At 64.6% G+C, this 25056-nt stretch carries 28 protein-coding genes, 1 tRNA gene and 1 riboswitch; of the genes, 20 read left to right on the top strand and 9 right to left on the bottom strand.

What is annotated here, in order from left to right; translation table 11 throughout:
- From pstA to phoB, 4 genes are read left to right on the top strand one after another with little or no spacing between them, the layout of a single operon-like run.
- A complete protein-coding gene (pstA, locus tag L6639_RS24400) occupies positions 1-846 on the top strand; it encodes a phosphate ABC transporter permease PstA (RefSeq protein ID WP_237864172.1) in 846 nt (281 codons plus the stop codon).
- On the top strand, positions 843-1664 hold the full coding sequence (gene pstB / locus L6639_RS24395) for a phosphate ABC transporter ATP-binding protein PstB (protein WP_237864171.1): 822 nt from the start codon (positions 843-845) through the stop codon (positions 1662-1664). Before pstA ends, pstB begins: the two co-directional genes overlap by 4 nt.
- Before the next feature lie 11 nt (positions 1665-1675).
- Positions 1676-2392: a phosphate signaling complex protein PhoU gene (gene phoU / locus L6639_RS24390; RefSeq protein WP_237864170.1), complete on the top strand. Its 717-nt coding sequence runs from the start codon at positions 1676-1678 to the stop codon at positions 2390-2392.
- 14 nt (positions 2393-2406) lie between these two features.
- On the top strand, positions 2407-3114 hold the full coding sequence (phoB, locus tag L6639_RS24385; protein WP_195801068.1) for a phosphate regulon transcriptional regulator PhoB: 708 nt from the start codon (positions 2407-2409) through the stop codon (positions 3112-3114).
- Between the two features lie 104 nt (positions 3115-3218).
- On the opposite strand, the gene L6639_RS24380 is transcribed toward phoB, so the two are convergent.
- Positions 3219-3731 carry a GcrA family cell cycle regulator gene (locus L6639_RS24380; RefSeq protein ID WP_237864169.1) on the bottom strand — a complete coding sequence of 171 codons (513 nt, stop codon included), beginning with the start codon at positions 3729-3731 and terminating at the stop codon, positions 3219-3221.
- Positions 3732-4197: 466 nt separating this feature from the next.
- Between L6639_RS24380 and L6639_RS24375 the strand changes: the two genes are divergently transcribed.
- The 3 genes from L6639_RS24375 (at position 4198) to L6639_RS24365 (ending at position 7473) form a co-directional block, all read left to right on the top strand.
- Complete coding sequence (locus L6639_RS24375) at positions 4198-5400, top strand: aspartate aminotransferase family protein (RefSeq protein ID WP_237864168.1); 1203 nt, start codon at positions 4198-4200, stop codon at positions 5398-5400.
- Positions 5400-6323 carry an ornithine carbamoyltransferase gene (gene argF, locus L6639_RS24370; protein WP_237864167.1) on the top strand — a complete coding sequence of 308 codons (924 nt, stop codon included), beginning with the start codon at positions 5400-5402 and terminating at the stop codon, positions 6321-6323. The genes L6639_RS24375 and argF overlap by 1 nt, the downstream gene beginning before the upstream one ends.
- Positions 6324-6465: 142 nt before the next feature.
- Positions 6466-7473 (top strand): Hsp33 family molecular chaperone, encoded by a 1008-nt coding sequence (locus L6639_RS24365; RefSeq protein ID WP_237864166.1) that lies wholly within the window; start codon positions 6466-6468, stop codon positions 7471-7473.
- 126 nt (positions 7474-7599) lie between these two features.
- Here L6639_RS24365 and apaG read toward each other — a convergent pair whose 3' ends face one another.
- The gene (apaG, locus tag L6639_RS24360; RefSeq protein ID WP_237864368.1) at positions 7600-7992 is read right to left on the bottom strand and encodes a Co2+/Mg2+ efflux protein ApaG; all 393 of its coding nucleotides are present in this window, start codon (positions 7990-7992) and stop codon (positions 7600-7602) included.
- A 181-nt stretch (positions 7993-8173) separates the two neighbouring features.
- Here apaG and L6639_RS24355 point away from each other — a divergent pair, with 181 nt between their 5' ends.
- Genes L6639_RS24355 through L6639_RS24345 form a run of 3 tightly spaced genes read left to right on the top strand, consistent with a single transcriptional unit; the run spans position 8174 to position 11229 of the window.
- Positions 8174-9445: an OpgC domain-containing protein gene (locus L6639_RS24355; RefSeq protein ID WP_237864165.1), complete on the top strand. Its 1272-nt coding sequence runs from the start codon at positions 8174-8176 to the stop codon at positions 9443-9445.
- The gene (locus L6639_RS24350) at positions 9445-10215 is read left to right on the top strand and encodes an SGNH/GDSL hydrolase family protein (RefSeq protein ID WP_237864164.1); all 771 of its coding nucleotides are present in this window, start codon (positions 9445-9447) and stop codon (positions 10213-10215) included. Before L6639_RS24355 ends, L6639_RS24350 begins: the two co-directional genes overlap by 1 nt.
- A gap of 12 nt (positions 10216-10227) precedes the next feature.
- Positions 10228-11229: an SGNH/GDSL hydrolase family protein gene (locus L6639_RS24345; protein ID WP_237864163.1), complete on the top strand. Its 1002-nt coding sequence runs from the start codon at positions 10228-10230 to the stop codon at positions 11227-11229.
- Between the two features lie 140 nt (positions 11230-11369).
- Here L6639_RS24345 and L6639_RS24340 read toward each other — a convergent pair whose 3' ends face one another.
- Positions 11370-12557 carry an O-succinylhomoserine sulfhydrylase gene (locus L6639_RS24340; RefSeq protein WP_237864162.1) on the bottom strand — a complete coding sequence of 396 codons (1188 nt, stop codon included), beginning with the start codon at positions 12555-12557 and terminating at the stop codon, positions 11370-11372.
- Positions 12558-12631: 74 nt separating this feature from the next.
- A riboswitch (SAM riboswitch) is annotated at positions 12632-12711 on the bottom strand.
- Positions 12712-12821: 110 nt separating this feature from the next.
- Here L6639_RS24340 and L6639_RS24335 point away from each other — a divergent pair.
- The 4 genes from L6639_RS24335 to L6639_RS24320 all read left to right on the top strand — a co-directional run bounded on the left by L6639_RS24335 (position 12822) and on the right by L6639_RS24320 (position 17341).
- Complete coding sequence (locus tag L6639_RS24335) at positions 12822-13928, top strand: 2'-deoxycytidine 5'-triphosphate deaminase (protein ID WP_237864161.1); 1107 nt, start codon at positions 12822-12824, stop codon at positions 13926-13928.
- Positions 13929-14166: 238 nt separating this feature from the next.
- The gene (locus L6639_RS24330; RefSeq protein ID WP_237864160.1) at positions 14167-14580 is read left to right on the top strand and encodes a PAS domain-containing protein; all 414 of its coding nucleotides are present in this window, start codon (positions 14167-14169) and stop codon (positions 14578-14580) included.
- 102 nt (positions 14581-14682) lie between these two features.
- A complete protein-coding gene (locus L6639_RS24325) occupies positions 14683-15732 on the top strand; it encodes a hypothetical protein (RefSeq protein WP_237864159.1) in 1050 nt (349 codons plus the stop codon).
- A gap of 166 nt (positions 15733-15898) precedes the next feature.
- Complete coding sequence (locus L6639_RS24320) at positions 15899-17341, top strand: MATE family efflux transporter (RefSeq protein ID WP_237864158.1); 1443 nt, start codon at positions 15899-15901, stop codon at positions 17339-17341.
- Here L6639_RS24320 and L6639_RS24315 read toward each other — a convergent pair.
- The 5 genes from L6639_RS24315 to L6639_RS24295 form a co-directional block, all read right to left on the bottom strand.
- Positions 17338-17841: a hypothetical protein gene (locus L6639_RS24315; RefSeq protein WP_237864157.1), complete on the bottom strand. Its 504-nt coding sequence runs from the start codon at positions 17839-17841 to the stop codon at positions 17338-17340. The genes L6639_RS24320 and L6639_RS24315 overlap by 4 nt on opposite strands.
- Before the next feature lie 100 nt (positions 17842-17941).
- The gene (locus tag L6639_RS24310; protein WP_237864156.1) at positions 17942-18334 is read right to left on the bottom strand and encodes an SRPBCC family protein; all 393 of its coding nucleotides are present in this window, start codon (positions 18332-18334) and stop codon (positions 17942-17944) included.
- 139 nt (positions 18335-18473) lie between these two features.
- Positions 18474-18833, bottom strand: coding sequence for a VOC family protein (locus L6639_RS24305; protein ID WP_237864155.1), 360 nt, complete (start codon positions 18831-18833; stop codon positions 18474-18476).
- Positions 18834-18888: 55 nt separating this feature from the next.
- Entirely contained in the window at positions 18889-19728 is an 840-nt protein-coding gene (locus L6639_RS24300; RefSeq protein ID WP_237864154.1) for a helix-turn-helix transcriptional regulator, read from the bottom strand.
- A gap of 9 nt (positions 19729-19737) precedes the next feature.
- The gene (locus L6639_RS24295; protein ID WP_237864153.1) at positions 19738-20316 is read right to left on the bottom strand and encodes a methylated-DNA--[protein]-cysteine S-methyltransferase; all 579 of its coding nucleotides are present in this window, start codon (positions 20314-20316) and stop codon (positions 19738-19740) included.
- 176 nt (positions 20317-20492) lie between these two features.
- On the opposite strand from L6639_RS24295, the gene L6639_RS24290 reads away from it, so the two are divergent.
- Both L6639_RS24290 and rpiB read left to right on the top strand, forming a co-directional pair.
- Positions 20493-20566 (top strand) — tRNA-Gly (locus L6639_RS24290).
- A 16-nt stretch (positions 20567-20582) separates the two neighbouring features.
- Entirely contained in the window at positions 20583-21032 is a 450-nt protein-coding gene (gene rpiB, locus L6639_RS24285) for a ribose 5-phosphate isomerase B (protein WP_237864152.1), read from the top strand.
- Between the two features lie 7 nt (positions 21033-21039).
- On the opposite strand, the gene L6639_RS24280 is transcribed toward rpiB, so the two are convergent.
- On the bottom strand, positions 21040-22035 hold the full coding sequence (locus tag L6639_RS24280) for an alpha/beta fold hydrolase (protein ID WP_237864151.1): 996 nt from the start codon (positions 22033-22035) through the stop codon (positions 21040-21042).
- Positions 22036-22196: 161 nt separating this feature from the next.
- Here L6639_RS24280 and L6639_RS24275 point away from each other — a divergent pair, with 161 nt between their 5' ends.
- From L6639_RS24275 to L6639_RS24260, 4 genes are all read left to right on the top strand, one after another.
- The gene (locus L6639_RS24275; RefSeq protein ID WP_237864150.1) at positions 22197-22802 is read left to right on the top strand and encodes a helix-turn-helix domain-containing protein; all 606 of its coding nucleotides are present in this window, start codon (positions 22197-22199) and stop codon (positions 22800-22802) included.
- Positions 22802-23314 carry a GNAT family N-acetyltransferase gene (locus L6639_RS24270; protein ID WP_237864149.1) on the top strand — a complete coding sequence of 171 codons (513 nt, stop codon included), beginning with the start codon at positions 22802-22804 and terminating at the stop codon, positions 23312-23314. Before L6639_RS24275 ends, L6639_RS24270 begins: the two co-directional genes overlap by 1 nt.
- A 2-nt stretch (positions 23315-23316) precedes the next feature.
- Positions 23317-23808: a GNAT family N-acetyltransferase gene (locus L6639_RS24265; RefSeq protein ID WP_237864148.1), complete on the top strand. Its 492-nt coding sequence runs from the start codon at positions 23317-23319 to the stop codon at positions 23806-23808.
- A gap of 123 nt (positions 23809-23931) precedes the next feature.
- Positions 23932-24978 (top strand): LacI family DNA-binding transcriptional regulator, encoded by a 1047-nt coding sequence (locus L6639_RS24260; RefSeq protein WP_237864147.1) that lies wholly within the window; start codon positions 23932-23934, stop codon positions 24976-24978.
- The last annotated feature ends 78 nt before the right edge of the window (positions 24979-25056 follow it).

The raw sequence follows: 25056 nt of genomic DNA, 5'->3' as shown, positions 1-25056 counted from the left end.
ATGAACCCGATTTACGCACGCCGCCGCCGCAAGGACATCGTCATTCGCGGGCTCTGCGTCGGTGCCGCCGCCTTCGGCGTCACCTGGCTCGCGCTGATCCTGATCACGCTGCTCTATAACGGCGTGGCCGGCCTCAGCCTCGACCTGTTCGTTGCTGATACCCCGCCTCCGGGCTCGACCGAAGGCGGCCTCCGCAACGCTATCGTCGGCTCGCTGATCATGACCGTGATCGGCGTCGGCATCGGCGCGCCGCTCGGCCTGTTCGCCGGCACCTATCTCGCCGAGTACGGCCGCAACGACAAGCTGACCTCGGTGATCCGCTTCATCAACGACATCCTGCTGTCGGCGCCTTCGATCATCATCGGCTTGTTCATCTACGGCGCAGTAGTGGTACCGATGCGCGGTTTCTCGGCGATCGCAGGTTCGCTCGCGCTGGCCGTCATCGTGATCCCGGTGGTGCTGCGCACGACCGAGGACATGTTGCTGCTGGTGCCCAACGCGCTGCGCGAGGCGGCTTCCGCGCTCGGCCTGCCGCGCTCGCTGGTGATCAAGCGGATCGCCTACCGCGCGGCCCGCTCCGGTCTTATCACCGGCGTGCTGCTCGCCACCGCCCGCGTCGCCGGCGAGACCGCGCCGCTGCTCTTCACCGCGCTGTCGAACCAGTTCTTCAGCCTCGGCCTGAACAAGACGATGGCGAACCTGCCGGTGACCATCAACAATTTCGTCCAGAGCCCCTACGCCTATTGGAAGCAGCTCGCCTGGAGCGGTGCGCTGTTGATCACCCTCACCGTGCTTGCCCTGAACATTGGCGCGCGCATTCTCGGCGCCGAGAGGACTGCAAAATGACCGACCTTTCCGTATCCGTGAGTTCGAACGCTCATTTGGCGTCGCAACAGCCGCTGCCGGAAGCCCCGGCCAAGGTGACGGTGCGCAACCTCAACTTCTATTACGGCGAGCACCACGCGCTGAAGAACATCAATCTGGCGCTCGGCACCAACCGCGTCACGGCCTTCATCGGCCCGTCGGGCTGCGGCAAGTCGACCCTGCTGCGCATCTTCAACCGGATGTACGACCTCTATCCCGGCCAGCGCGTCACCGGTCAGCTGATGCTGGACCAGACCAACATCCTTGACCCCAAGCTGGACCTCAATTTGCTGCGCGCCCGCGTCGGCATGGTGTTCCAGAAGCCGACGCCGTTCCCGATGACGATCTACGAGAACATCGCCTTCGGCATCCGCCTCTACGAGAAGATCTCGAAGTCCGAGATGGACGATCGCGTCGAGAAGGCGCTGCGCGGCGGCGCGCTGTGGAACGAGGTCAAGGACAAGCTCAACGCCTCCGGCCTGTCGCTCTCGGGCGGCCAGCAGCAGCGCCTCTGCATCGCCCGCACCGTCGCGGTGCGGCCTGAAGTGATCTTGTTCGACGAGCCCTGCTCGGCGCTTGATCCGATCTCGACCGCCAAGGTCGAGGAGCTGATCCAGGAACTGTCCGAGAACTACACGATCGCGATCGTCACCCACAACATGCAGCAGGCGGCCCGTGTCTCCGACAAGACCGCCTTCATGTATCTCGGCGAGCTGATCGAGTTCGACGACACCAGCAAGATCTTCACGTCGCCGTCCGACCGGCGTACGCAGGATTACATCACCGGCCGGTTCGGCTGAGGAGACAGGACATGGGTTCTGAACATACCGCAAAAGCCTTCGACACCGACCTCCAGGAGCTCACGCGCCTCGTCGCCGAGATGGGGGGCATCGCCGAGCGCATGATCGTCGATTCCGTCGATGCGCTGATCCGCCGCGACGTCGCGCTTGGCCAGCGCGTCGTCACCATCGACGCCGAGCTCGACGCGCTCCAGAAGAAGATCGAGGAGCGCGCCGTGCTCACCATCGCACGCCGCCAGCCGATGGCGGTCGATCTGCGCGAGATCGTCGGTGCCATGCGCGTTGCAACCGACCTCGAGCGCATCGGCGACCTCGCCAAGAACATGGGCAAGCGCGTCGCGGCGCTGGAGACGGATTTCCATCCGCTCAAACTGTTCCGCGGCCTCGAACACATGACCGACCTCGTGCAGCAGCAGGTCAAGTCGGTGCTGGACGCCTACGCCGCGCATGATCTGCCGGCGGCGATGACGGTGTGGAAGGGCGACGAAGAGGTCGACGCCATCTGCACCTCGCTGTTCCGCGAACTCCTCACCTACATGATGGAGGATCCGCGCAACATCTCGTTCTGCATCCATCTGATGTTCTGCGCCAAGAACATCGAACGGATCGGCGACCATGCCACCAACATCGCCGAGACCGTGTTCTACATGATCGAAGGCCAGGCCATCACCGACAAGCGGCCGAAGGGCGACATGACGACCTTCGCCACGACGATCCCGAATACTTAAGGAGCGACGAGCCCATGGGCGCACGCATTATGGTTGTTGAGGACGAGGAAGCTCTCACCGAGCTTCTCCGCTACAACCTCGAAGGCGACGGCTATGACGTCGAGACGGTGATGCGCGGCGACGATGCCGACACCCGCCTCAAGGAGCACATCCCCGATCTGATCGTGCTCGACTGGATGCTGCCGGGACTATCAGGTATCGAGCTGTGCCGCCGGCTGCGCGCACGCTCCGATACGAAGCAGCTTCCGATCATCATGCTCACCGCGCGTGGCGAGGAGAGCGAGCGGGTAAGGGGCCTTGCGACCGGCGCCGACGATTACATAGTCAAGCCGTTCTCGGTGCCCGAGCTGCTCGCGCGCGTGAAGGGCCTGCTGCGGCGCGCCAGCCCCGAGCGGCTTGCGACCGTGCTCGCCTTCGGCGACATCGAGCTCGATCGCGAGAAGCGCCGCGTGGCGCGCTCGGGCCGGCCGATCGATCTCGGCCCGACCGAATATCGTCTGCTGGAGTTCTTCCTGGAGCATCCCGGCCGCGTGTTCTCGCGCGAGCAGCTGCTCGACAGCGTCTGGGGGCGCGACATTTATATCGATGAACGCACCGTCGACGTGCATATCGGCCGCCTGCGCAAGCTGCTCAATCTCGGTCGCGAGCAAGACCCGATCCGCACCGTCCGCGGCGCAGGCTATGCGCTCGACGATCGCTTTGCGAAGGCCGAGCAGACGTAACGGCGGCTGCAAGCAAGCAAAATAAAAAAGCGCGCCTTGTGGCGCGCTTTTTTACGTCTCGATCGTCCCGGTCCGTACCGGGACGATGTCGTCTAGAGCTGGGCTCAGCGCGTGCTCGGCTTGGCCGGCGCACGACGGCGATCGGCCGCCGGTTGATAGGCCACCCGCGAGTGCTGGGCGCAGTAGGGCAGGCCGGAGAGCGCCTTGCCGCCGCAGAAGAAGAAATCCGGGCTCGAGGGATCGCCGACCGGCCAGTGGCAGGTGGCTTCGTTCAATTCGAGCAGCGAGAGCCGCTGGCTCATCGGCACCACGTTGTCGTAGGTAACAGGCTCGGCCTCGACCTCGACCTCGAAGGCCTGCGCCAGCGCGGTGTTGCCGCGTGCGATGGGGCGGCTCACCCGCATCATGTGCTGCGCTGGACGCGCCTTGCGCGGCCGGGGAGCTGCTGACGAGGGGCTCTTGGCGCGGCCGGACAGGCCGAGCCTGTGCACCTTGCCGATCACGGCGTTGCGGGTCACGTTACCAAGCTCAGCGGCGATCTGGCTGGCCGAAAGTCCGGCCTCCCAGAGCTTTTTCAGCTGCTCGACGCGATCATCTGACCAGGTCAAAACCGTCATTGCACCCTTTCCTTCGCCGGCGCCAGCCATCCTGGGGCCTCACGACGAATGCCTAAGCTTCGAAAAACCCGTGCCGCCAGAATCCCTTAAGGCTCGCCGGGCGCACCAGATGCGCCCGAACGTTTACGCCGGTACATGAGGACTTAAGGGATCAGAACCGCTGCACGAGATGTCGTATCTGACAAGCCAAACGCTACAATATGGCGTGACTCACGCGCAAGAGTCCGCCGACTCGCTTCCACATGTTCCGTGGCGAAAATCCCGTAAATTTAGCACCGCAAGACTACGGAATCAGCGTTTCCTGGGGCTTTCCGGGCGGCATTGACACCCGTGGTGCCAAGCATAAGATAGTTGCGCGTGCCGCCCTTAAAAGGCGGCACGTTTCGTTTTCCGGGCTAAATGACGCGCTGCGCAAGGCGCGTTCAGGCCGTCCGAAACACCCTGAGTGACCACTAAAGAGACCGTCATGACCAACAGCGCAGCGCCGCATTTGCTCCCCGTTTTCGCCAGGGCCGACATCGGTTTCGAGCGCGGTGAAGGCGTCTGGTTGATCGCAACCAATGGCGACCGCTATCTCGATTTCACCTCGGGCGTTGCCGTGAATGCGCTCGGCCATGCCCATCCCGCGCTGGTCAAGGCGCTGCAGGAGCAGGCGACGAAGCTCTGGCACATGTCGAACCTGTTCCAGAGTCCTGACGGTGAGAAGCTCGCTGCGCGCCTCTGCAACGAGAGCTTTGCGGACTTCGTGTTCTTCTGCAATTCCGGCGCCGAGGCGCTGGAGGGCGTGATCAAGCTGGTCCGCCATCATCACTTCTCCAAGGGCCATCCCGAGCGTTACCGCATCATCACCTTCGAAGGCGCCTTCCACGGTCGCACGCTGGCGACGCTGGCCGCGACCGGCTCGGCAAAATATCTCGAAGGCTTCGGTCCGCCGATGGACGGCTTCGACCAGATCCCGCATGGCGACATCGAGGCCGTGAAGAAGGCGATCGGCCCGCACACCGCCGGCATCCTGATCGAGCCGATCCAGGGTGAGGGCGGCGTACGTCCGGCGACCCCCACCTTCCTCAAGGCGTTGCGTCAGCTCTGCGACGAGAAAGGCCTGCTGCTTGCGTTCGACGAGGTGCAGACCGGCATGGGCCGCACTGGCGAGCTCTTTGCCCATCGCCGCACCGGCGTCACGCCTGATGTGATGTCGCTGGCGAAAGCGCTCGGCGGCGGCTTCCCGATCGGTGCGATCCTGGCGACCGCGGATGCGGCCGCCGGCATGGGCCCCGGCTCGCACGGCTCGACCTTCGGCGGCAATCCGCTGGCGATCGCGGCCGCGAACGCCGTGCTCGACGTCATGCTCAAGCCCGGCTTCTTCGACCACGTGCAGAAGATGTCGCTGCTGCTCAAGCAGAAGCTGGCCTCCGTGATCGACCGTCACCCCGATATCGTCAGCGAAATTCGCGGCGAGGGGCTCTTGATCGGCATCAAGGCCGTGGTGCCATCAGGTGATCTGGTCGCTGCGCTGCGCAACGAGAAGCTGCTCACCGTCGGCGCCGGCGACAATGTCGTGCGCTTCCTGCCGCCCTTGATCGTCACCGAAGCCGAGATCGAGGACAGCATCATCAGGCTCGAACGCGCCTGCACGGCGCTGTCGGGCAACAAGCGGGCGGCAAGCTGATGAGCAAGGCACCCAAGCACTTCCTCGATATCAATGAGCTGCCGCTGTCGGAGCTCAAGAGCATGCTCGCGGCCTCCTCCGCCATGAAGGCGAAGCAGAAGGCGCATCAGCCGGTGCGTCCGCTCGAGGGCAAGACGCTGGCGATGATCTTCGAGCGCCCCTCGACCCGCACGCGCGTCTCGTTCGACGTCGCCATGCGCCAGCTCGGTGGCGAGCCCATCATGCTCACCGGTGCCGAGATGCAGCTCGGCCGCGGCGAGACCATTGCCGACACCGCGCGCGTGCTGTCGCGCTATGTCGATGCCATCATGATCCGCATCCTCAACCACGAGGCGTTGCTGGAGCTCGCGGCCTACGCGACCGTACCCGTGATCAACGGCCTGACGCGGCGCTCGCATCCCTGCCAGGTGATGGCCGACCTCATGACCTATGAGGAGCACCGCGGCCCGATCGAAGGCCGGACCGTGGCCTGGACCGGGGACGACAACAACGTGCTGGCGTCCTGGGCGCATGCCGCCGAGCGCTTCAAGTTCAAGCTCAATGTCGCAACGCCGCCGGAGCTTGCCCCGAAGAAGGTGATGCGCGACTGGATCAAGGCGACCAATGCGCCGATCGTGCTCGGCACCGATCCCGAGGCCGCGGTGAAGGGCGCCGATTGCGTCGTCACCGACACCTGGGTGTCGATGGGCGACAAGGAAGGTGAGCACCGTCACAACGTGCTCAAGCCGTACCAGGTCAATTCCAAGCTGATGTCGCTGGCCAAGCCCGATGCGCTGTTCATGCACTGCTTGCCCGCCCATCGCGGCGAGGAGGTCACCGACGAGGTGATCGACGGTCCGCAATCGGTCGTGTTCGACGAGGCCGAAAATCGCCTGCACGCGCAGAAGGGCATTTTGGCCTGGTGCTTCGACGCGGTGAAGTAGCGGGTGGTTGGCGTCGCGCCGGCCACAAACACCGCTGTCGTCCCGGCTCTACGCTTGCGCTTGTCCGGGACGACACCGAGTTTGAGAGTGCTGCTGCTCACACCCCCTTCCATTTCCTGCCCTCGACCCCAGATAAAGCGCCATGGTTTCCCAATCCCCTGACATGAAAACCAGGCCCGAAGGCCCGGTTCGCGCGCCTTCCGCAGTTCCCGTCGATGACGCCGTGCTGCCTTACGAGGTCGATGCGCTCGATGTGCGCGGCCGTCTGGTGCGGCTTGGCCCCGCACTCGACGAGATCCTGACCAAGCACGATTATCCCGCACCGGTCGGCAAGTTGCTCGGCGAAGCCATCGTGCTGACGACGCTGCTCGGCTCGGCGCTGAAATTCGAGGGCCGCTTCATCCTGCAGGCCCAGACTGACGGGCCGGTGTCGTTCCTGGTGGTCGACTATCAGGCGCCCGATCGCCTGCGCGCCTATGCGCGCTTCGATGCCGAACGCCTCGGTGATGCCAGGGACTCCGGCACGCTGCTCGGCCGCGGTCATCTCGCCATGACCATCGACCAGGGGCCGGACATGAGCCGTTACCAGGGCCTGGTTGCGCTCGACGGCGGCAGCCTGGAAGACGCCGCCCACGAATATTTCCTGCGCTCCGAGCAGATCCCGACGCGCGTGCGCCTTGCTGTCGGCGAGGAATGGCGCTCGAGCGACGGCGGCAAGCACCGCTGGCGCGCCGGCGGCATGCTGATGCAGTTCCTGCCGAAGGCGCCGGAGCGCGCGCGGCAGGCCGATCTGCATCCCGGCGATGCGCCCGAGGGCCTTGAGGTTCACAGCGTCGCCGAAGACGACGCCTGGGTTGAGGCGCGCTCGCTGATCGAGACGGTCGAGGATGTCGAGCTGATCGATCCCGATCTCTCCGGCGAACGGCTGCTCTATCGTCTCTTCCACGAGCGCGGCGTGCGCGTGTTCAATCCGCTGGTCCTGAGCGCGCAATGCTCCTGCTCGCGCAACGCAGTCGCGTCGATGCTGAAGAGTTTTTCGCCCGACGACCGCTCCGCGATGGTCAAGGACGACAAGGTCGTCGTGACCTGCGAGTTCTGCAGCTCGGTGTATGAGTTCACGCCGGACGAAGCGGGCGTCGAGGACGCGTAGGCACGGGAGCTGCCCGCCGCAAGCGGGAAGTCGTAGGGTGGGCAAAGGAGCGCACGCTTCCGCCTTCGCTCGTCGAGCTACGGCGGACAAGTCGCTTTGCCCACCCTCCGGCACCGTCATCCGCCCCTAATTCAACACCCGCTTGTTGTCGGGGCTGTCCAGCGAGAACGTCGGCACGTCGATCTCGAAGCGTTCGCCGCTTTCGCTGACCATCAGGTAGCGACCGGTCATGAAGCCGGAGGCGGTGGAGAGCGGCACGCCCGAGGTGTATTCGAAGCGCTCGCCGGGGGCGAGGGTCGGCTGCTCGCCGACGACGCCTTCGCCCCTGACCTCCTGCTGCCGGCCCGAGGCATCGGTGATGATCCAGTGCCGCGTCTTGAGCTGCACGGTCTCGTCGCCCGAATTGGTGATCACGATGGTGTAGGACCAGAAATACCGCGAGCGGTCGGCCGAGGACTGTTCCGGAACAAAGTTCGGCTCGACGGTCACTTCGATCTGGCGGGTCACGGCGCGGTACATGGTTGCCATCATAACGAAAACCCCTCCAGGAACCAAACGCCGCAGGCCGTCCTGGCGACATCGTCCCGCCCGAATTCACGAGGAAGTAGACCCGAATTGTGATCCGGCCGCTTTGCGATGCGGCGCCTGGACCGGTACACTCCTGAAACGTCGCGATTTGCGGAAGGGTTTTTGGCCCCCAATGACCATTGCCGATCAAGTGACGGGATCGACGATCGCGGGAACCGCTGGCGCCAAGCCTGCGGAGGTCAAATCTGTCGACGCCAAGCCGCGCATTGCTGCGCCGGCCATCACGCTGCCGGCCATCGGCGAGCGCGAGCTCAGGCTCGATCTGTTCCGCGGCCTCGCGCTGTGGCTGATCTTCATCGACCATCTGCCGCCGAATCTCCTGACCTGGTTCACGATCCGCAATTACGGCTTCAGCGACGCCACCGAGATCTTCATCTTCATTTCCGGCTATACCGCAGCCTTCGTCTACGGCCGCGCGATGCTGGAGAACGGTTTCGTCATCGCCACCGCGCGGGTTCTGCGCCGGGTCTGGCAGATCTATGTCGCCCACGTCTTCCTGTTCACGATCTTCCTCGCCGAAATCTCCTACGTCGCGACCAGCTTCGAGAACCCGCTCTACACCGAAGAGATGGGCATCATGGATTTTCTCAAGCAGCCCGACGTCACCATCGTGCAGGCGCTGCTGCTGCGCTTCCGTCCCGTCAACATGGACGTGCTGCCGCTCTATATCGTCCTGATGCTCGCGCTGCCGCTGATCCTGTGGTCGATGAAGTGGCGGCCCGATGTCACGCTCGCGCTCTCGGCGCTGCTTTACGCCGCGACCTGGGAGTTCGACCTCTACTTCTCCGCCTATCCGAACGGCTTCTGGGCCTTCAATCCCTTTGCCTGGCAGTTGCTGTTCGTGTTCGGCGCCTGGTGCGCGCTTGGAGGCGCGCGACGCATGTCGCGCATCCTGGCGTCGCCCGTGACGATGTGGATTTCGATCGCCTATCTCGCCGCGGCGTTCTATGTGACGCTGACCTGGTATGTCCCGCAGCTCTCGCACTTCATGCCGAAGCTGATCGAGCAGTGGATGTATCCGATCGACAAGACTGACCTCGACGTGCTGCGCTTCACGCATTTCCTGGCGCTGGCCGCGCTCACCGTGCGTTTTCTGCCGCGGGAATGGCCGGGTCTGAAATCGCCGTGGTTACGGCCGCTGATCGTGTGCGGCCAGCATTCGCTGGAGATATTCTGTCTCGGCGTCTTCCTGGCCTTTGCCGGCCATTTCATCCTGGCCGAGGTCGCGAGCGGCCCTGCCATGCATGCGCTGATTAGCCTCTCCGGAATTCTGATCATGTGGGCGATGGCCTGGGTGATTTCGTGGTACAAGCGCGTAGCTGACAAGAGCGGTGTAAAAACCAAAAACGCCGTCGGCAACGCCGATCTGGCGGGAGGGGGCTGATGAAGGCGAAGGTTCTCCTGAGCCTGATCCTGCTGTGCGGATACCTTGCCGCGCCTTCGGCGCGCGCGGACGATGCTGCGCCCGCGGTCCCTGCTGCCTGCGAATTGCCGCCTTATCTGCTCGCCACCGAGAGCCAGCTCCACAAGGTCGCCGAAGCCGTGACATCAGGCAAGCCGCTTGAGATTCTGGTGGTCGGCAGCCGCTCCACCACCATTCCGTTTTCGGAGGACAGCTCCTACCCGGCGCGCATGCAAGCCATCTTGAAGGAGAAGCTGCCGCCTTCGGAGACGGTCCACGTATCCGTAGAAATACAGAGCAAGAAGACGGCGGAGGAGGCCGCCGGAACCTTCGTTAAGCTGATGGAAGCAAAATCACCTACTTTGGTCATCTGGCAGACCGGGACCGTGGATGCTATCCGATCGATCGATCCCGATGATTTCCGCGGCGCCGTGACCGATGGGGTCGCTGCGCTGCAAAATGCAGGGGCTGACGTCGTCTTGATGAATTTGCAGTACAGCCCACGTACCGAATCCATGATCTCGGCGCCGCCCTATCTCGACAATATGCGGGTTGTGGCGCAGGAGCATGATGTCCCGCTGTTCGATCGTTTCGCGATCATGCGGCAGTGGAATGATCAGGGTCAGTTCGACCTATTCAGTCCCTCTCGCGGCCCTGAGCTGGCGAAGCAGGTCCATGATTGCATTGGCCGGGCGTTGGCGCAGTTTGTGCTCGACGCGGCCCATCTGGGCTCGGCCCAGCAGCAAAATTGAGGTCTAGCGTTAATGAGTTCTCTCCGCCCTTTTGGCCTGTCGACATGCTTGGCCGCGCCTGCAGCGGCAATGCTGCTGATGCTGACGCCTGTGCTGCAGGCACCCGCTCAAGCTCAGGCCGCCCAGGCGACTCCAGCGCCGCAGCAGGCTGCTAATCCCGCACCCACATCGCCGTCCCAGACCACGGTTGCTGCGACGACCCCGCAGTCCACCGATCAGCGCGGCCTCACCTCGCGCGCCATCGACAAGGTGAAGCAGGTCGCGAAATCCGCCGGCGATATTTTCAGCCGCGTGCCGTGCCTGCCGCCAAAGGGCGGCGCGAAGACGATGGGCTCGCTGCCGCATGTCGCGAACAAGCTCATTGCCGGCCAGCCTGTCGTGATCGTCGCGTTCGGCTCGTCCTCGACTGCAGGCTATGGCGCGAGCTCGCCCGACTTCAACTATCCGAACCGCCTCGCCGCGCAGCTGCGCCGGCAATATCCGACCGCTAACATCACCGTCATCAATGCCGGCGTCGGTGGCGAGGATGCGCCCGAGATGATGAAGCGCCTCCAGAAGGAGGTGATCGATGTGCATCCGGATCTCGTGATCTGGCAGGTCGGCACCAACGCCGTGCTGCGCAATCTCGATCCCGGCGACACCGCCAAAATGGTCGAGGACGGTATCACCCGCATCCAGGCGGCCGGCGATGCCGACGTCGTGCTGGTCGATCCGCAATATTCGCCGCGCGTCACCGAGCGTCCCGAAAGCGCAGGCAAGATGGTGAAGCTGCTCGGCAAGGTCGCCGAGCTTCGTCACGTCGGCATCTTCCCGCGCTTCGAGGTGATGCGCGACTGGCACGAGAAGCAGGCCCTTCCGGTCGAGAGTTTTGTGATCGCCGATGGCCTGCACATGAACGATTGGGGCTATGCCTGCTTCGCCCAGCTGCTCGGCGACGACATCATCCACTCGGTCGGCCAGCTCAAGCTCGGCGTGAACGTGCCCGCGGACGTGCGGACCTATCGGCCGATGTAGGCGACGGTGCCGTAGGGTGGGTTAGGCGAAGCCGTAACCCACCTCCTTAGTTTCCGCGGCGACAGAAGTGGTGGGTTAAGCCGAGCAGATGCGCTTCGCGCATCTGCAGGGCTAACCCACCCTACGATTCCGCGCTCACCTCACGCCTTCTCCAGCGCCGCAGTCAGATCCTCGATCAGATCGTCCGCATGCTCGAGCCCGGCCGAGAAGCGGATGAATCCCTCGCTGATGCCGAGCGCGGCGCGATCCTCGGGCTTCAGCCGTTGATGCGTCGTCGTCGCCGGATGCGTGACGAGGCTCTTGGCGTCGCCGAGATTGTTCGAGATCTTTGCGAGCTTCAGCTCGTTGAGCACGCGGAACGCTGCCGCCTTGCCGCCCTTGGCCTCGAAGCCCACCAGCGTCGAGCCGCCGCGCATCTGCTTCTTCACCAGCGCCGCCTGCGGATGATCCTCGCGGCCGGGATAGACCAGCCGCGAAATCTTCGGATGGCTTGCCAGCACGTCGGCCACGCGCGCCGCGGTCTCGGTCTGTGCGCGCACGCGCACGGCGAGTGTCTCCAGGCCCTTGAGCAGAACCCAGGCGTTGAACGGCGAGATCGACGGGCCAGTCTGGCGCATGAAATTGTGGATGTGCTCGGCGATGAAGGCTTCCGAGGACAGGATGATGCCGCCCAGACACCGGCCCTGGCCGTCGATGTGCTTGGTCGCGGAATAGACGACGACGTCGGCGCCGAGCGCGAGCGGGCTCTGCCAGATCGGCGTCGCGAACACGTTGTCGACGACGAGCCGCGCGCCGCCCTTGTGAGCGATCTCGGCAATCGAGGGAATGTCGAGCACGTCGAGCGTCGGATTGGTAGGGCTCTCCAGGAAGAACGTCTTGGTGTTCGGCTTCACCGCGCGCTGCCACTGGTCGAGATTGGCGCCGTCGACCAGCGTGGTCTCGATGCCGTAGCGCGGCAACAGATCCTGAATGACGTAGAGACACGAGCCGAACAGCGCGCGCGATGCCACGACATGATCGCCGGCCTTGAGCGGCGCGAGGATCGCCGTCGTCACCGCGGCCATGCCTGTCGCCGCCGAGCGCGCCGCTTCAGCGCCTTCGAGCTCGATCATGCGGCGCTCGAACATCGCGATCGTCGGGTTCGAATAGCGCGAATAGATGAAGCCGGGATCTTCGCCCTTGAACCGCGCCTCGCACTCCTCGGCGCTGTTGTAGACATAGCCCTGGGTCAAAAACAGCGACTCCGACGTCTCGCCATATTGCGAGCGCAGGGTGCCGGAATGGACCAGGCGGGTTTCGGGGCGGTAACTGGCAGGCGACTTCGACATTGAACCCTCCGATATGACCGTCTTGTCGAAAACGGTCACAAAAAAACCGGCCTGGATATCTCCACGGGCCGGGATCACAGAGGTCCCCGGCCTGTTTAGCGACTTATTTAACGTGGCTGCAAGCCGGCCGGCTCAAATCACCACGGGATAAGTGATGCTCATATTCCGCAATGCCCTTTCCGTCAAGGCGTCCATCGGATAGCCGTAAAAGGCTCGTATTTCCCGCAAGTCCGGGCGTGCGTGCCCCCTGATGAGGACCCCCGGTTGACGTTCACGGTTGCCGCCGACGCCAATGGTATCCTGCCCGACCGCATGATCGCGGCGATGGCGGAAGCGGGCCTCATCCTGCCTGCCTATGATTTCGTCGAAAGCCAGATCCAGCCGGCGAGCCTCGATTTGCGCCTCGGCGACATCGCCTATCGCGTGCGCGCGAGCTTCCTGCCCGGTCCCGGCGCCACCGTCGCCGAGCGCATCGACCGGTTGAAGCTGCACGAGTTCAGCCTCGCCGACGGCGCTGTGCTCGAGACCAACTGCGTCTACATCGTGCCGCTGCTGGAGAGCCTCGCGCTGCCGCCGGAGATCGTCGCGGCCGCGAACCCGAAAAGCTCGACCGGCCGGCTCGACGTCTTCACTCGCGTGATCGCCGACGGCACGCGTCGTTTCGACATGATCGGCGCCGGCTATCACGGCCCGCTCTATGCCGAGATCAGCCCGAAGACGTTTCCCGTGCTGGTGCGCGAAGGCTCGCGCCTGTCCCAGGTGCGCTTCCGAACCGGCGATGCCATCCTCAATGCCGACGCGCTCGAAACTTTGCATGCCACCGAGCGCCTCGTCGACATCGACGATGCCGATCTCACCGGCGGCGTTGCCGTCTCGGTCGATCTCTCGGGCGAGAAGGGCAGTGGCTTCGTCGGCTATCGCGCCAAGCGCCACACCGGCGTCGTCGATGTCGATCGCCGCTCCGGCTATGCGGTGGAAGATTTTTGGGAGCCGATCTCGGCCCGTCCTGATGGCAGCCTGATCCTGGATCCCGGCGAGTTTTATATCCTCGCGTCGAAAGAGGCCGTGCAGGTCCCGCCCGACTACGCCGCGGAGATGGTGCCGTTCGATCCGCTCGTCGGCGAATTCCGCGTGCACTATGCCGGCTTCTTCGATCCCGGATTCGGCTATGCCGGCGCCGGCGGGCAAGGCGCGCGCGCCGTGCTGGAAGTGCGCTCGCGCGAAGTGCCGTTCATTCTCGAGCACGGCCAGATCGTCGGCCGCCTGGTCTACGAGAAGATGCTGGCTCGCCCCGACGCGATGTACGGCCAGCGCATCGGCTCCAACTATCAGGCGCAGGGCCTGAAGCTGAGCAAGCATTTCCGGGTGTAGCTGTATCTTCGTCCTCCGCTGTCATTCCCTGCGAACCGGCTACGCTAAGGCTTCGCCGAGGTTGAGGTCCAGGAGCGCCGAAGCTTTAGCGTAGGCGGCAAGCGGGGAATCCAGTACGCCGCGGCCTGTCGATTTGATCACCGCTGTCTCGGAGTACTGGATCGCCCGATCAGGTGTTCAGGTCGGGCGATGACATCGAATGTGTGCCAGGATGTGCAAAATCCAACGAGATCTCGCCATGACCGATCCATCCCAACTCGACGCAAATATCCTCAACGACGCCGCCGACGCGGTGATCTATGCCGATCGCTCCGGCACCATCACGCGCTGGAATCATGCATCCACCGCGCTGTTCGGCTTCACCGCAGAAGACGCGCTCGGCCAGAATCTCGATCTGATCATTCCCGAACATTTACGCGCTGCGCACTGGAAAGGTTTTGAAGCCGCGCTTGCGAGCGGCGCGATGAAGCTTGCGGGCCGGCCGACGCTGACTCGCGCGCTGCACAAGAGCGAACGCAAGCTCTATATCGAAATGACTTTCGCATTGGTGCGTGACGCCGGCGGCAACGTGCAAGGATCGGTCGCAATGGCGCGCGACGTCACCGAGCGCGTCGAGCGGGAGCGGGCGGCTAAGGCATCGCAAACTTCGTGATGCGGAATTGACCTGATGTCGTGCAGGGCCTCTTGCGCGCATCATGTTGCCTGTCATCCGGCACAGTGACACACTCGATCAAAACAACGATCGGGAGTGAACATGACCGCAGCAGATACAGCGCAGGAAGCGCAATGGAAACGCTGGCGCGCGGTGGCCGATCTCTACCATGCTTACTTCACCGGTCTGATCCTCACCGTGGTCACCCGGCGCGGCACGGCCGATGCCGCCGAATTCGTCTTCCGCGTGTTCCGCCGCCAGCAGCAGGAGCGCTTTCTGCCGGGGCTCAGGAAGCTCGGGATCGATCACCTGCCGCCGGCGGTGGCGGCGGCGCAATATCATTATCTCTCCAACTGGATCGGCGGCGTGCACGTCGAATACATGTACGAGAGCGACACCAAGGCCTGGATCCGCTATCCGCCGCCGCGCTGGATCTGGAAGGGCCCGGCGATCTGCGGCGTACCCGGCGAGGTTAGCCGCGCGATGCTGCGCGGCTGGCACGCCAACAACGGCGTCGTGCTCGGTGATCTCAGGCTCGGCTTCGTCTGTACCAAGCAGAGCGTCGACGGCCAGGACGGCCTCGAGGGTCATTATCACCAGTACGACCATCCGCTCGAACCGGACCAGCGCCTGGTCTACGCGCGGCATCTCGAAGCGCCGCTGTTCGACGCCAAGGCCGCGCCGGCGCTGCCTGTCGCGAGTTGGCCGAAGCCGCGGCTGGAAAAGGCCTATCGCAACTATGCCATGGAATATGTCCGTACGGCCGCGCCGGTGATGGTGCAGCTGTTCGGCCCGGAAGATGCCGGCTATCTCCTGCACATCACGGGCAAGCTGATCGGCATGCAGTTCTTCGATGAGATCGCGGAGCCGCTGGCGATGCGCAGCGGCGGCGCGAGCGAGTTCGCGTCCTTCCTCGGCGCACTGTTCGCCGCGCAGGATGACGCGGCCGAGACCACGCAATCCGAAGGCACGTTCGAAATCCGTCAGCAGAGCTGGAAGCTGATGGACGACGTCGCCGATTATCACGGCGCGTGCACCAAGTTGCTGGAGGGAATGTTCGAGGGACTCGCCGCCGGATGCGGCCGGCACATCGACGTACACCTTCGCCCAACGACAGGCCGCCGCGCGCCGCTGGCTTGGACGGTCGGTTAATTCCACCGGCTGAAATGCGCTGCCGCAGGGCACGCCTGCACCTGACGCAGGAGGAATCGGTAACCAGCGTGCTAACAAGTGCTCGTCGCGCCTTACGCGCGAGCAAATTGATTGATGCACCTAAGCATTGCCACGCCGCAAATGGCGCATTTGTCCGGGAGAGGAAATGACTGAGGTCGCCGAGATCCCGGTCGATGAGCAGGAACGTCCGCTACCGCCGCCCGCGCGCCCCGTACGGAGCGCGCTGACCGACGGGCCAATCCTGCGCACGCTGCTGGGGCTCGCCTGGCCGAACGTGGTTGCGCTCTCGGCGGGCACCTGCGTGGTGATCGCGGAGACCTCCTATATCGGTCGTCTCGGGGTGGAAGCGCTGGCCGCGATGGCGCTGGTATTTCCGACAGTGATCCTGACCATGACAATGTCGGGCGGTGCCATGGGCGGTGCGGTCGCTTCCGCCATCGCACGTGCGCTCGGCGCCGGCGACCGCGAACGCGCCGGGACGCTCGCCGCGCACGCACTGCTGATCGGCATCACCTTCGGCCTTGTTTTTATGCTCGGCATGCTGATCTTCGGACCCAAGGTGCTCGAGATGCTCGGCGGCCGCGGCACTGTGCTGACGCATGCGATCGCCTATACCCAGGTGTTCTTCGGCGGTGCCGTGCTGCCTTGGACGCTCAATACCATGGCGGGCGTGCTGCGCGGCACCGGCAATATGCGGCTGCCGTCGCTTCTCATCCTCAACTCGGCCGTCTGGCAGATCGTGCTCGGCGGCACGCTGGGCCTCGGGCTCGGGCCATTTCCGCAACTCGGCATGCGCGGCGTCGCCGCTGGCGCGCTGATCGCCTATTCCATGAACATCTGCGTGATGGGCTGGTATCTCTTTTCCGGCCGCGCCCGCGTCGTTCCAAAACTCCGCGGCCTGCACATCCAATGGGTGATGTTCTTCGACATCCTGAAGGTCGGTGCCATCGCCTGCTTCTCGCCGCTGCAATCGGTGCTGACGATCTCGATCTTCACCCACATGCTGGCCAAGTTCGGCACCGCGATCCTTGCCGGTTATGGCATCGGCGCGCGGCTCGAATTCCTACTGACCTCGATCGCGTTCTCGTTCGGCATCGCTTCGGTACCGATGATCGGCATGGCGGTCGGCGCCGGCCGGATCGCCCGCGCGCGGCGCATCGCCTGGACCGCAGGCGCCAGCGCTTTCGTTGCCGTAGGCACGCCGGCCTGCCTCGTCGCGCTGTTCCCCGATCTCTGGGTCAATATCTTCACGGATAGTGCCACGGTGCGCGCGACCAGCCATCAATATCTGTCGACGGTGGCGCCGTTCTACGCCTTCATCGGCCTCGCCTCGACGATGTACTTCTCCTCGCAAGGTGCAGCCAAGGTGATCGGCCCGGTGCTGGCGCAGACGGCGCGGCTGATCTACATCTCTGCCTGCGGCTGGTGGTTGTCGACGCACGACGCCACCGCACAAAGCTTCTTCTGGCTCGCCGCGAGCTCGATGGTCGTGCTCGGCGTGCTCTCATGCTCCAGCGTGGTGCTGACGCGCTGGGGGCCGCGCCAAGCGAAACCGTCGGTCCGTCCGGCGCTCTCGGCCGCCGACTAGCGATGCTTGTGGCGGCGATGGCCGCCACCGCCGAGATTGGCGAGCCGCATGATCTGCGGGATCATCGCCATCATGTCGCCGCCGCCGGCGCCGCCGAGCATGCCCATGATATCGCCGCCGCCCATGCCGCCCATTCCCATCGGGACTGTGCCTCCGCCCATCGGCGCATAACCGGCGCCGTAATTGGGCGCGCCGAACCCGTCGCCGAGATTGCCGCCGGCGAGGCCGCCCATGCCGCCGCCCATCATGCCGCCGAACCCGCCGCCACCATTCTCCATCATGCGGCTCATCATCGGGCCCATGGTCTGCATCAGCATGGCGAAGCGGCGCTTGCCCATCTTCGCCTTCATCATCTCCAGCATCGGCGCCATCTGGGTCATCATGTCCTGCCCTCCGGCACCTCCGCCGCCGAGGAATTGCGCCTTCGCCGGCGCGCTCGAAATCGAAAGCAGCAGCAACACGGCAGCTGCCTGGCAGATCACCTTGTCCGCACCTCTCATGGCATGCTCCTCGCGTGCGTGGCGCCGCCGGGAGAGCGAGGCCGTCAGGACGCACGCGGCCATGGTTACGGCCGATGAGGCGCGGGCTCTGTGAGAAAGATCACGCAGGAAATGCTTTGTGCATGGCGGCGACAGCCGCCTTGGTCTGCTCCTGCACGTAAGTCGCAAGCTCGTTCGGCAGCATGTCGATGGTCCAGACCAGGCGGCATTTCGTCTCGCCATCGGCGATCACCTGTACCGAGGCGCTGTAGTGCTTCAGCCGCTCGTTGTTGATGGCGTAAACCAGCCGCTGCCTGATATCGTCGCGATCGACCAGCACCTCGCGGGCGTCAGAGCCATTGGCGAAGGTGACGATACGCGCATCGCCGTCGAGCCGGCATGCCGTGACGAAGCCCGGCACCAGCCGCTGAGGCAGCGCGCCAAAATCGCGCACTGCGTCCCAGACGTCGCGGGCCGGGGCGGGGAGGGAGACGTCGTTGTGGATGGAGGCCATGAAAGTATCCTTGATTTCGGTAAGTGGTCGCCAAGTCCTCCGTCATTGCGAGCGCAGCGAAGCAATCCAGAAATGTCTCCGTGGAAACAGCCTGGATTGCTTCGTCGCATGGGCTCCTCGCAATGACGGAGGAGAGAGCTCACGTGCAAACCGCCTCGACATTGTTGCCGTCGGGATCGATCAAGAACGCCGCGTAGTAAGTCGGACTGTAATCCTTGCGCGGGCCGGCGCCGCCATTGTCATGGCCGCCGCTCTTCAGGCCCTCGCGGTGAAACGCCTTCACGGCATCATGGTTCTTGGCGCGAAACGCGATGTGTGCGCCGTCGGCCTTACGGCCCTTGTTCAGATGCAGCCAGAGCGCCGGCTCGCCCTTCGGCCCGAAGCCGGCATAGCCGTCGCCGCTCGAGCACAGCACGTAACCGAGCGGCGCCAGCGCCGCGGTGTAGAAGCGCGTGGCGGCGTCGAGGTCGGCAACGCGCAATCCGATATGGTCATACATGGTCGTCTCCATTGCAAAGCGCGCCGCTCGTGGCGCGCGCCGGAGAGGACCCTAGTCAGTTGAGCGCTAGCCGCTCTTGGAGAATCTTGCGCTTGCCCTTCGAGGCCTGCCGGAACTTGGTCGGCGACAAGCCGGCGGCGCGATGGAAGGTGCGGACGAAGTTGGAGAGGTCGCCGAAGCCGACGTCATAGGCGATGTCGGTGACCGCGATGTCGTCGTCGGTGAGCAGGCGTGCCGCGTGCCGCAGCCGCGAGCGCACCAGATATTGATGCGGAGTGACGCCGAGCACGTTGGAGAACAGCCGCAGGAAATGGAACGGGCTCAAATCTGCTAGGCGTGCAGCTTGTTCGAGATCGATCTCCGCGTGCGAATTGTCGTCGATCCACAACGCGGCCTCGACCGCACGGCGGCGATCGCGCGCCGTCGGCGTCGCCGGCTTTCGCGGCTTGCCCGACACCACGTCAACAAAGCGGCTCGCAAAAATCTGGCCGACCTCGTCGAGGCCCAAATCGCTGTTGCCATCTGCCGCCGTCTGGGCAAGCTCGCCCAGCACCATCAGCTCGGGCAGCGGCGGTGTCGCCCCAACCTGCCAGGTCTCACGCCGCCCGCCGAGGGCATCGACCAGAGTCTCGCTGAAGAAGAAGCCGAGGCAGACGTCGCCCGACACATGCTCATGCGTGCAGGTGTATTCCTCGCCGGGCGCGCCGACCAGCAGCGAACCCGCCACCAGCTCGAAGAAGCCGGCGCGGCAATGGCAGCCAAAGCTGCCTGAGCGGACATAGGCGATGGAATGGCCGGTGCGGCACTCGGCAAACGGGGTGTCGCCCGGCCCCGCGTCGCAGCGAAACTCGGAGACCGTCATCGTCTGTGTCGTCAGCAGCGTGGTCGCATCCATTCCGAGTATTTAGGAGGCGGACAGCGGCGGGGCAACGGGCAGCAACACCTCGAACAGCGTCTTGCTGGCGATCGGGTGGGCGCCTTCCAGCGCCAGCAGCCGTCGTTTGGAGATCACCCCGCCGTATGGCGAGATCCGGTCGGCATAGCCGCCCGCTTCCAGCACCCGGTGGCAAGGCACGATGATCATGTAGGGATTCTTGGCGATCGCTTGCGCCACCGAATGCGCGGCGCCGGAGGCGCCCAGCGCCTTGGCGATCTCGTGATAGGTGCGCGTCTCCCCTCGCTGGATGGTGCAGGTGTATTCGTAGACTCGCCGGTTGAAAGCCGGCACGTCGCCGGCATCGAGGCTGACCTCGGAAAAATCGGGGTCGCTGCCCTGCAGCAGGCCCACGATGCCCTCAATGGCGAGCTCGGTGTTGACAGGCACCGCCTGCTCACGCGCTTCGGGATGGATCTGGAAAATCCGCCGGCGAGTGTCGATCTCCCGCGCCTCGGGCAATTGCACGGCGACCACGCCGGTGCTGCTCCAGATGATGCCGCAGCGCCCGATCGCCGTGTCGAATATCGTGTAGGCACGCCCCACCATGCACACGCCCCACTCAGTGCACGTTTCTCCCCCGACAGAGCAATCATAACACTGCCACAATTCGGCGCACCTGGAATCTTGCCAGGACGTTAACATCGGTCCGGCCTGACGCGCCAAACCGCTTGGCGCCGGACACCGTCTCGGCTAATCAGGGTGGGCGCAGGACACGCGCATAGGCGGGCGTAGTTCAATGGTAGAACGGCAGCTTCCCAAGCTGCATACGAGGGTTCGATTCCCTTCGCCCGCTCCAATCCCCGGGACAGCAAATGGCCGACAACGACGAAACCACGCGCTTGGTCGCGATTGCCTGTGATCACGGGGGCTTTGCCCTCAAGGAAGCGCTGAAGTCAGCGTTGCCCGATGTGACATGGCTGGACCTCGGCACCGATAGCGCCGCGTCCGTCGACTATCCTGACTTCGCCCACAAGCTCGCCGACGCCATCAAGGACGGCAGGGCGGGGCGCGGCATCCTGATCTGCGGATCGGGCATCGGCATTTCCATCGCTGCCAATCGTCATGCCCATATCCGTTGCGCGCTCGTGCATGATGTCACCGGCGCACGGCTGTGCCGCCAGCACAATGACGCCAATGTTCTGGCGCTCGGCGGACGCACGACGGGCGACGTGGTGGCAAAGGAATGCGTCGAAGCGTTCCTGGGTACGGCCTTCGAGGGCGGGCGCCATCAAAAGCGCATCGACAAGCTGGGGCCCTGCTAGGGGCCGCTCAACCCGGCAAGCTCCGCAGGAAGTCGACGAGCGCCGCATTCACCTCGGCTGGCCGCTCCTGCTGCGTCCAGTGTCCGCAACCCGGCAGCATCTTGATCTCGCGCAGCTGTGGCACCCATTGCTTCATGTTGGCGAGATGCTCGGCCGCGCCGGGAAAGGCGATGACCATGTCGAGGTCGCCGGCGATGAACAGCGTGGGCACGGTTACCTTCACGCCCTCGAAGGCGCCCATCAGCTCCCAGTTGTGATCGATGTTGCGGTAATAGTTGAGCGGTCCGCGAAAACCGCTGCGGGCGAATTCGGCGGCGTAATAGTCGAGGTCGGCGGCGCTGAGCCATGACGGCAGCGGCACCGGCACTTTCGGCAGCAAGCCGTCCTTGCGCGAGACCATGCCGACGCCTTTTGACGTCTGGCCGCTCGCAGCCGCCATGGCGCGAATGGCGGTGACGCCCTCGCCGGAGCCCCCGAACAGCATCGCGGCGAGCGTCTTGCGCGGGTCCGCTTCGAACTCCGCTTCGGCGACGCCAGGCTGCTGAAAGTAAAGTTGATAGAACTGGGCTTCCTCAGTCTGCGGCATCACGCTGGTCGGGCGCACGTCGCTGCGCGGGCGATAAGGCACGCTGAGAATGGCGGCGGCGCGAAAGCGGTCGGGGCGTAGCCGGGCCGCGTGCCAAGCGATCCCCGCGCCCCAGTCATGGCCGACGATGATGGCGCTCTTTGCCTCGAACGCATCGAGCACGCCGACGAGATCGCCGATCATATGGAAAATCGTGTACTGGTCGATCGCCTCGGGCTTGTCGCTCTTGCCATAGCCGCGCATGTCGGGCGCGACGGCATGGTAGCCGGCCGCCGCCAGCGCCTCGATCTGATGGCGCCAGGAGTACCAGCCTTCGGGAAAGCCGTGGCAGAGCAGCACCAGCGGACCCTCGCCCTGTTCGGCGACGTTGAGGCTGATGCCATTGGCCTTGATCGTCCGCTGCGTCGGTCCGCTCATGTCGTCGCCTCCCGCTCATCGTTGTTGCGCGCATTCTAATCAAGGCTACAGGCCCGGCAAAGATTCTAATATATTAGCCTCTCGTGTCCGGCATTCACGGCCCGCCCGGCCTAAGCTGCTGTCGCCCTCATGGGTGCGGTCCTCATGTCGGGTAAATTTGGATGAAGACCAAGGCCTACGACAAAATGGACCAGCAAAAACTCGACCGCGCGATCGGTCGCCGCTTGAAGATCTTGAGGACGCAGGCCGGCATGACCTTGAACGAGCTCGCCAGCCGCTCGGGTGTCAGCCGGGCCATGATCGGGCGGGTGGAGCGGGCGCAGAGCAGCGCGACCGCGGCGCTGCTCAACAAGCTCTGCGCAGCGCTCGACGTCTCGCTCAGCGACGTCGTCGCTCTCTCGGAGAAGCCGCCGGAGCGGCTGACGCGGCTCGCCGATCAGCCGCAATGGCGCGATCCCGAAAGCGGCTACCGGCGGCGCCATGCCTCGCCGGTCGACGCAGCCAGCGGCATCGAGATCATCGTCGTCGACATGCCGGCCGGCGCGCGTGTGCCTTACAGCCCTTGGGGCCGCAACGCCTTCACCCAGCAGCTGCTGATGCTGGAGGGCGCGGTCTGCGTGCATATCGACGCCAAGACGGTGCGGCTGCGCGAAGGCGACTGTCTCGACTTCGACGTGATGCGCGCGGTGACCTTCGAGAACGAAACCAAACAGGATGCCCGCTACGTCATCATCACGCGGCGCGGCACATCTTACGGGAAATTATGATGTCGCTGATCGTACGGGACGCAACGCTGGAGGATGCCGCGGACATCCTCGCCATCTACAATTTCGCCGCGATCAACACCACGGCGGTCTGGACCGACGGCCCGGCCGATCTCGACTCGCGGCGCGAATGGATCCGCACAAGGCAGCAGGCGGGCTATCCGGTGCTGGTGGCGATGAAGGGCGGGGACGTCGTCGGCTTCGCCTCGTTCGGCGACTTCCGTCCCTTCCCCGGCTATCGCCACACCGTGGAGAATTCGGTCTATGTCGATGAGCGGCATCATCGCGCCGGTATCGGCCGCAGCCTGGTGGCCGCGCTGATCGAGCGCGCCACGACGCTGAATAAGCACGCCATGATCGCGGGCATCGAGGCTCTCAATGTCGGCTCGCTCGGCCTGCACGCCTCGCTCGGCTTTGTCGAGGTCGCCCGCATGCCGGAGGTCGGCTGCAAGTTCGGCCGCTGGCTCGATCTCGTCTTCATGCAGAAGCAACTCGCAAGTGACGTGAGGCCCTGACGATGCAGATTCGCATTGGCGACACCTTCGATCCGCGCGTCGTCGCATTGCTCGACCATCACGTCACGGCGGCGCGGGCGCAGACCGCTCCGGGCAGCGCCCATGCGCTCGATCTCGCCGGACTTCGCGCCAGCGACGTCGCGTTCTGGACCGGCTGGGACGGCGAGACGCTGGTCGCGACGGGCGCACTGAAGACGCTCTCGGCCCGGCATGGCGAGGTGAAATCGATGCATACGCTGCAGGCCACGCGCCGCCGCGGCTTTGGTGGCCTGATGCTCCGCCACATCATCGCCGAGGCGCGCAGGCGTGACCTGACGCGGCTGAGCCTCGAGACCGGCTCCTGGGACTATTTCAAGCCGGCGCATGCGCTCTACCAGGCCCACGGCTTCGTGCCTTGCGCCCCGTTCGAGGGCTATGTCGAGGATCCCAACAGTCTCTTCCTGACGCTCGATCTCCGCGCAGAAGCGTTTTCAAGCGAAGTGGATAACGGTTAGCGCAAATAAAACGCGTCAAAACAAAGAGCTAGGCGAAGTCCCGGCGCAACCGGCACTCGAAAATGCCGTCATGTCCCTCAAAATGAGTTGCGCACCTCAAAACGCCTCTGCTAGCCTTCAGTCATGGCCGAAGAGACCGCCTCCGCCGCGCTGACGCTGAAGGACATCGCCCGCGAGGCCGGTGTCAGCTTGGCTACGGTCGATCGCGTCTTGCATAACCGTCCCGGCGTGCGGCCGGACACGGTCCGGCGTGTCCAGGAGATCATCGCGCGCAACGCCTTTCAGCCCCATGTGGCCGCAGCCGAGCTCGCCCGCGGCCGCGCCCGCCGGTTTGCCTTCGTGATGCCTGTCGGTGCCAACCCGTTCATGCTGCAGATCCAGGCCTATCTCGGCGAGATGTCGGCGTGGCTCTCCGCCCGCCGCCTCGCCGTTGAGATGGTCATCACCGACGTGTTCGACCCTTCGGTGCTGGCGGCCTCGCTGGAGGAGCTCGCCGGGAGCGAGTATGACGGCGTCGCCGTCGTCGCGCTCGACCATCCGAGCGTGCGCGCCGCCATCAACGATCTGGTCGATCGTGGCATCAAGGTCGTGACGCTGGTGTCCGACGTGCCGTCCTCGCGCCGTCACCACTATGTCGGCATCGACAATATCGCCGCGGGCCGCACCGCGGGTGCGCTGGTCGGAAGGCTGGTCGGCCAGAGGTCCGGCAAGATCGCCATCATCGCGGGTTCGCAGGGCCTGCGCGACCACGCCGAGCGCATTTTTGGCTTCAATCAAGTGATGGCATCGGAGTTTTCGCACCTCGACATCCTGCCCCTGCTCGAGGGGCGCGACGAGGACGACCGCTCGCAGCAGCTGATCTCGCGGCTGCTCGCCAAGCACCCTGATATCATCGGCCTCTACAATGTCGGCGCCGGCACGCAGGGCGTGGCCACGGCCCTGACCGAGGCGGGCCGCGACAAGCAGATCGTCTTCATCGCTCACGATCTCACGGCGATGACGCGAAGATTGTTGCTGCAGGGCACGCTGGATGTCGCGATCTCGCAGAATCCGGGGCACGAGGCGCGTGCCGCCGTGCGCGTGCTGCTGTCGCTTGCGCGTAACGAACCGATCTTGAGTGAGCAGGAGAAGATTCGCATCGACATCCTGATGCGGGATAATCTGCCGTAGCCGAAGGGCTCGGTGCGTTGTGTGTTGAGTTGAGTGATTGCGGAAAGCGCGACGTCAGATCGTGCACCGCGCCAGCGT

The organism is Bradyrhizobium zhengyangense, assembly GCF_022012555.1.
Classification (GTDB): domain Bacteria; phylum Pseudomonadota; class Alphaproteobacteria; order Rhizobiales; family Xanthobacteraceae; genus Bradyrhizobium; species Bradyrhizobium zhengyangense.
The sequence above is the reverse complement of the archived record's forward strand: the minus strand, read 5'-3'. Positions and strand labels throughout refer to the sequence as shown.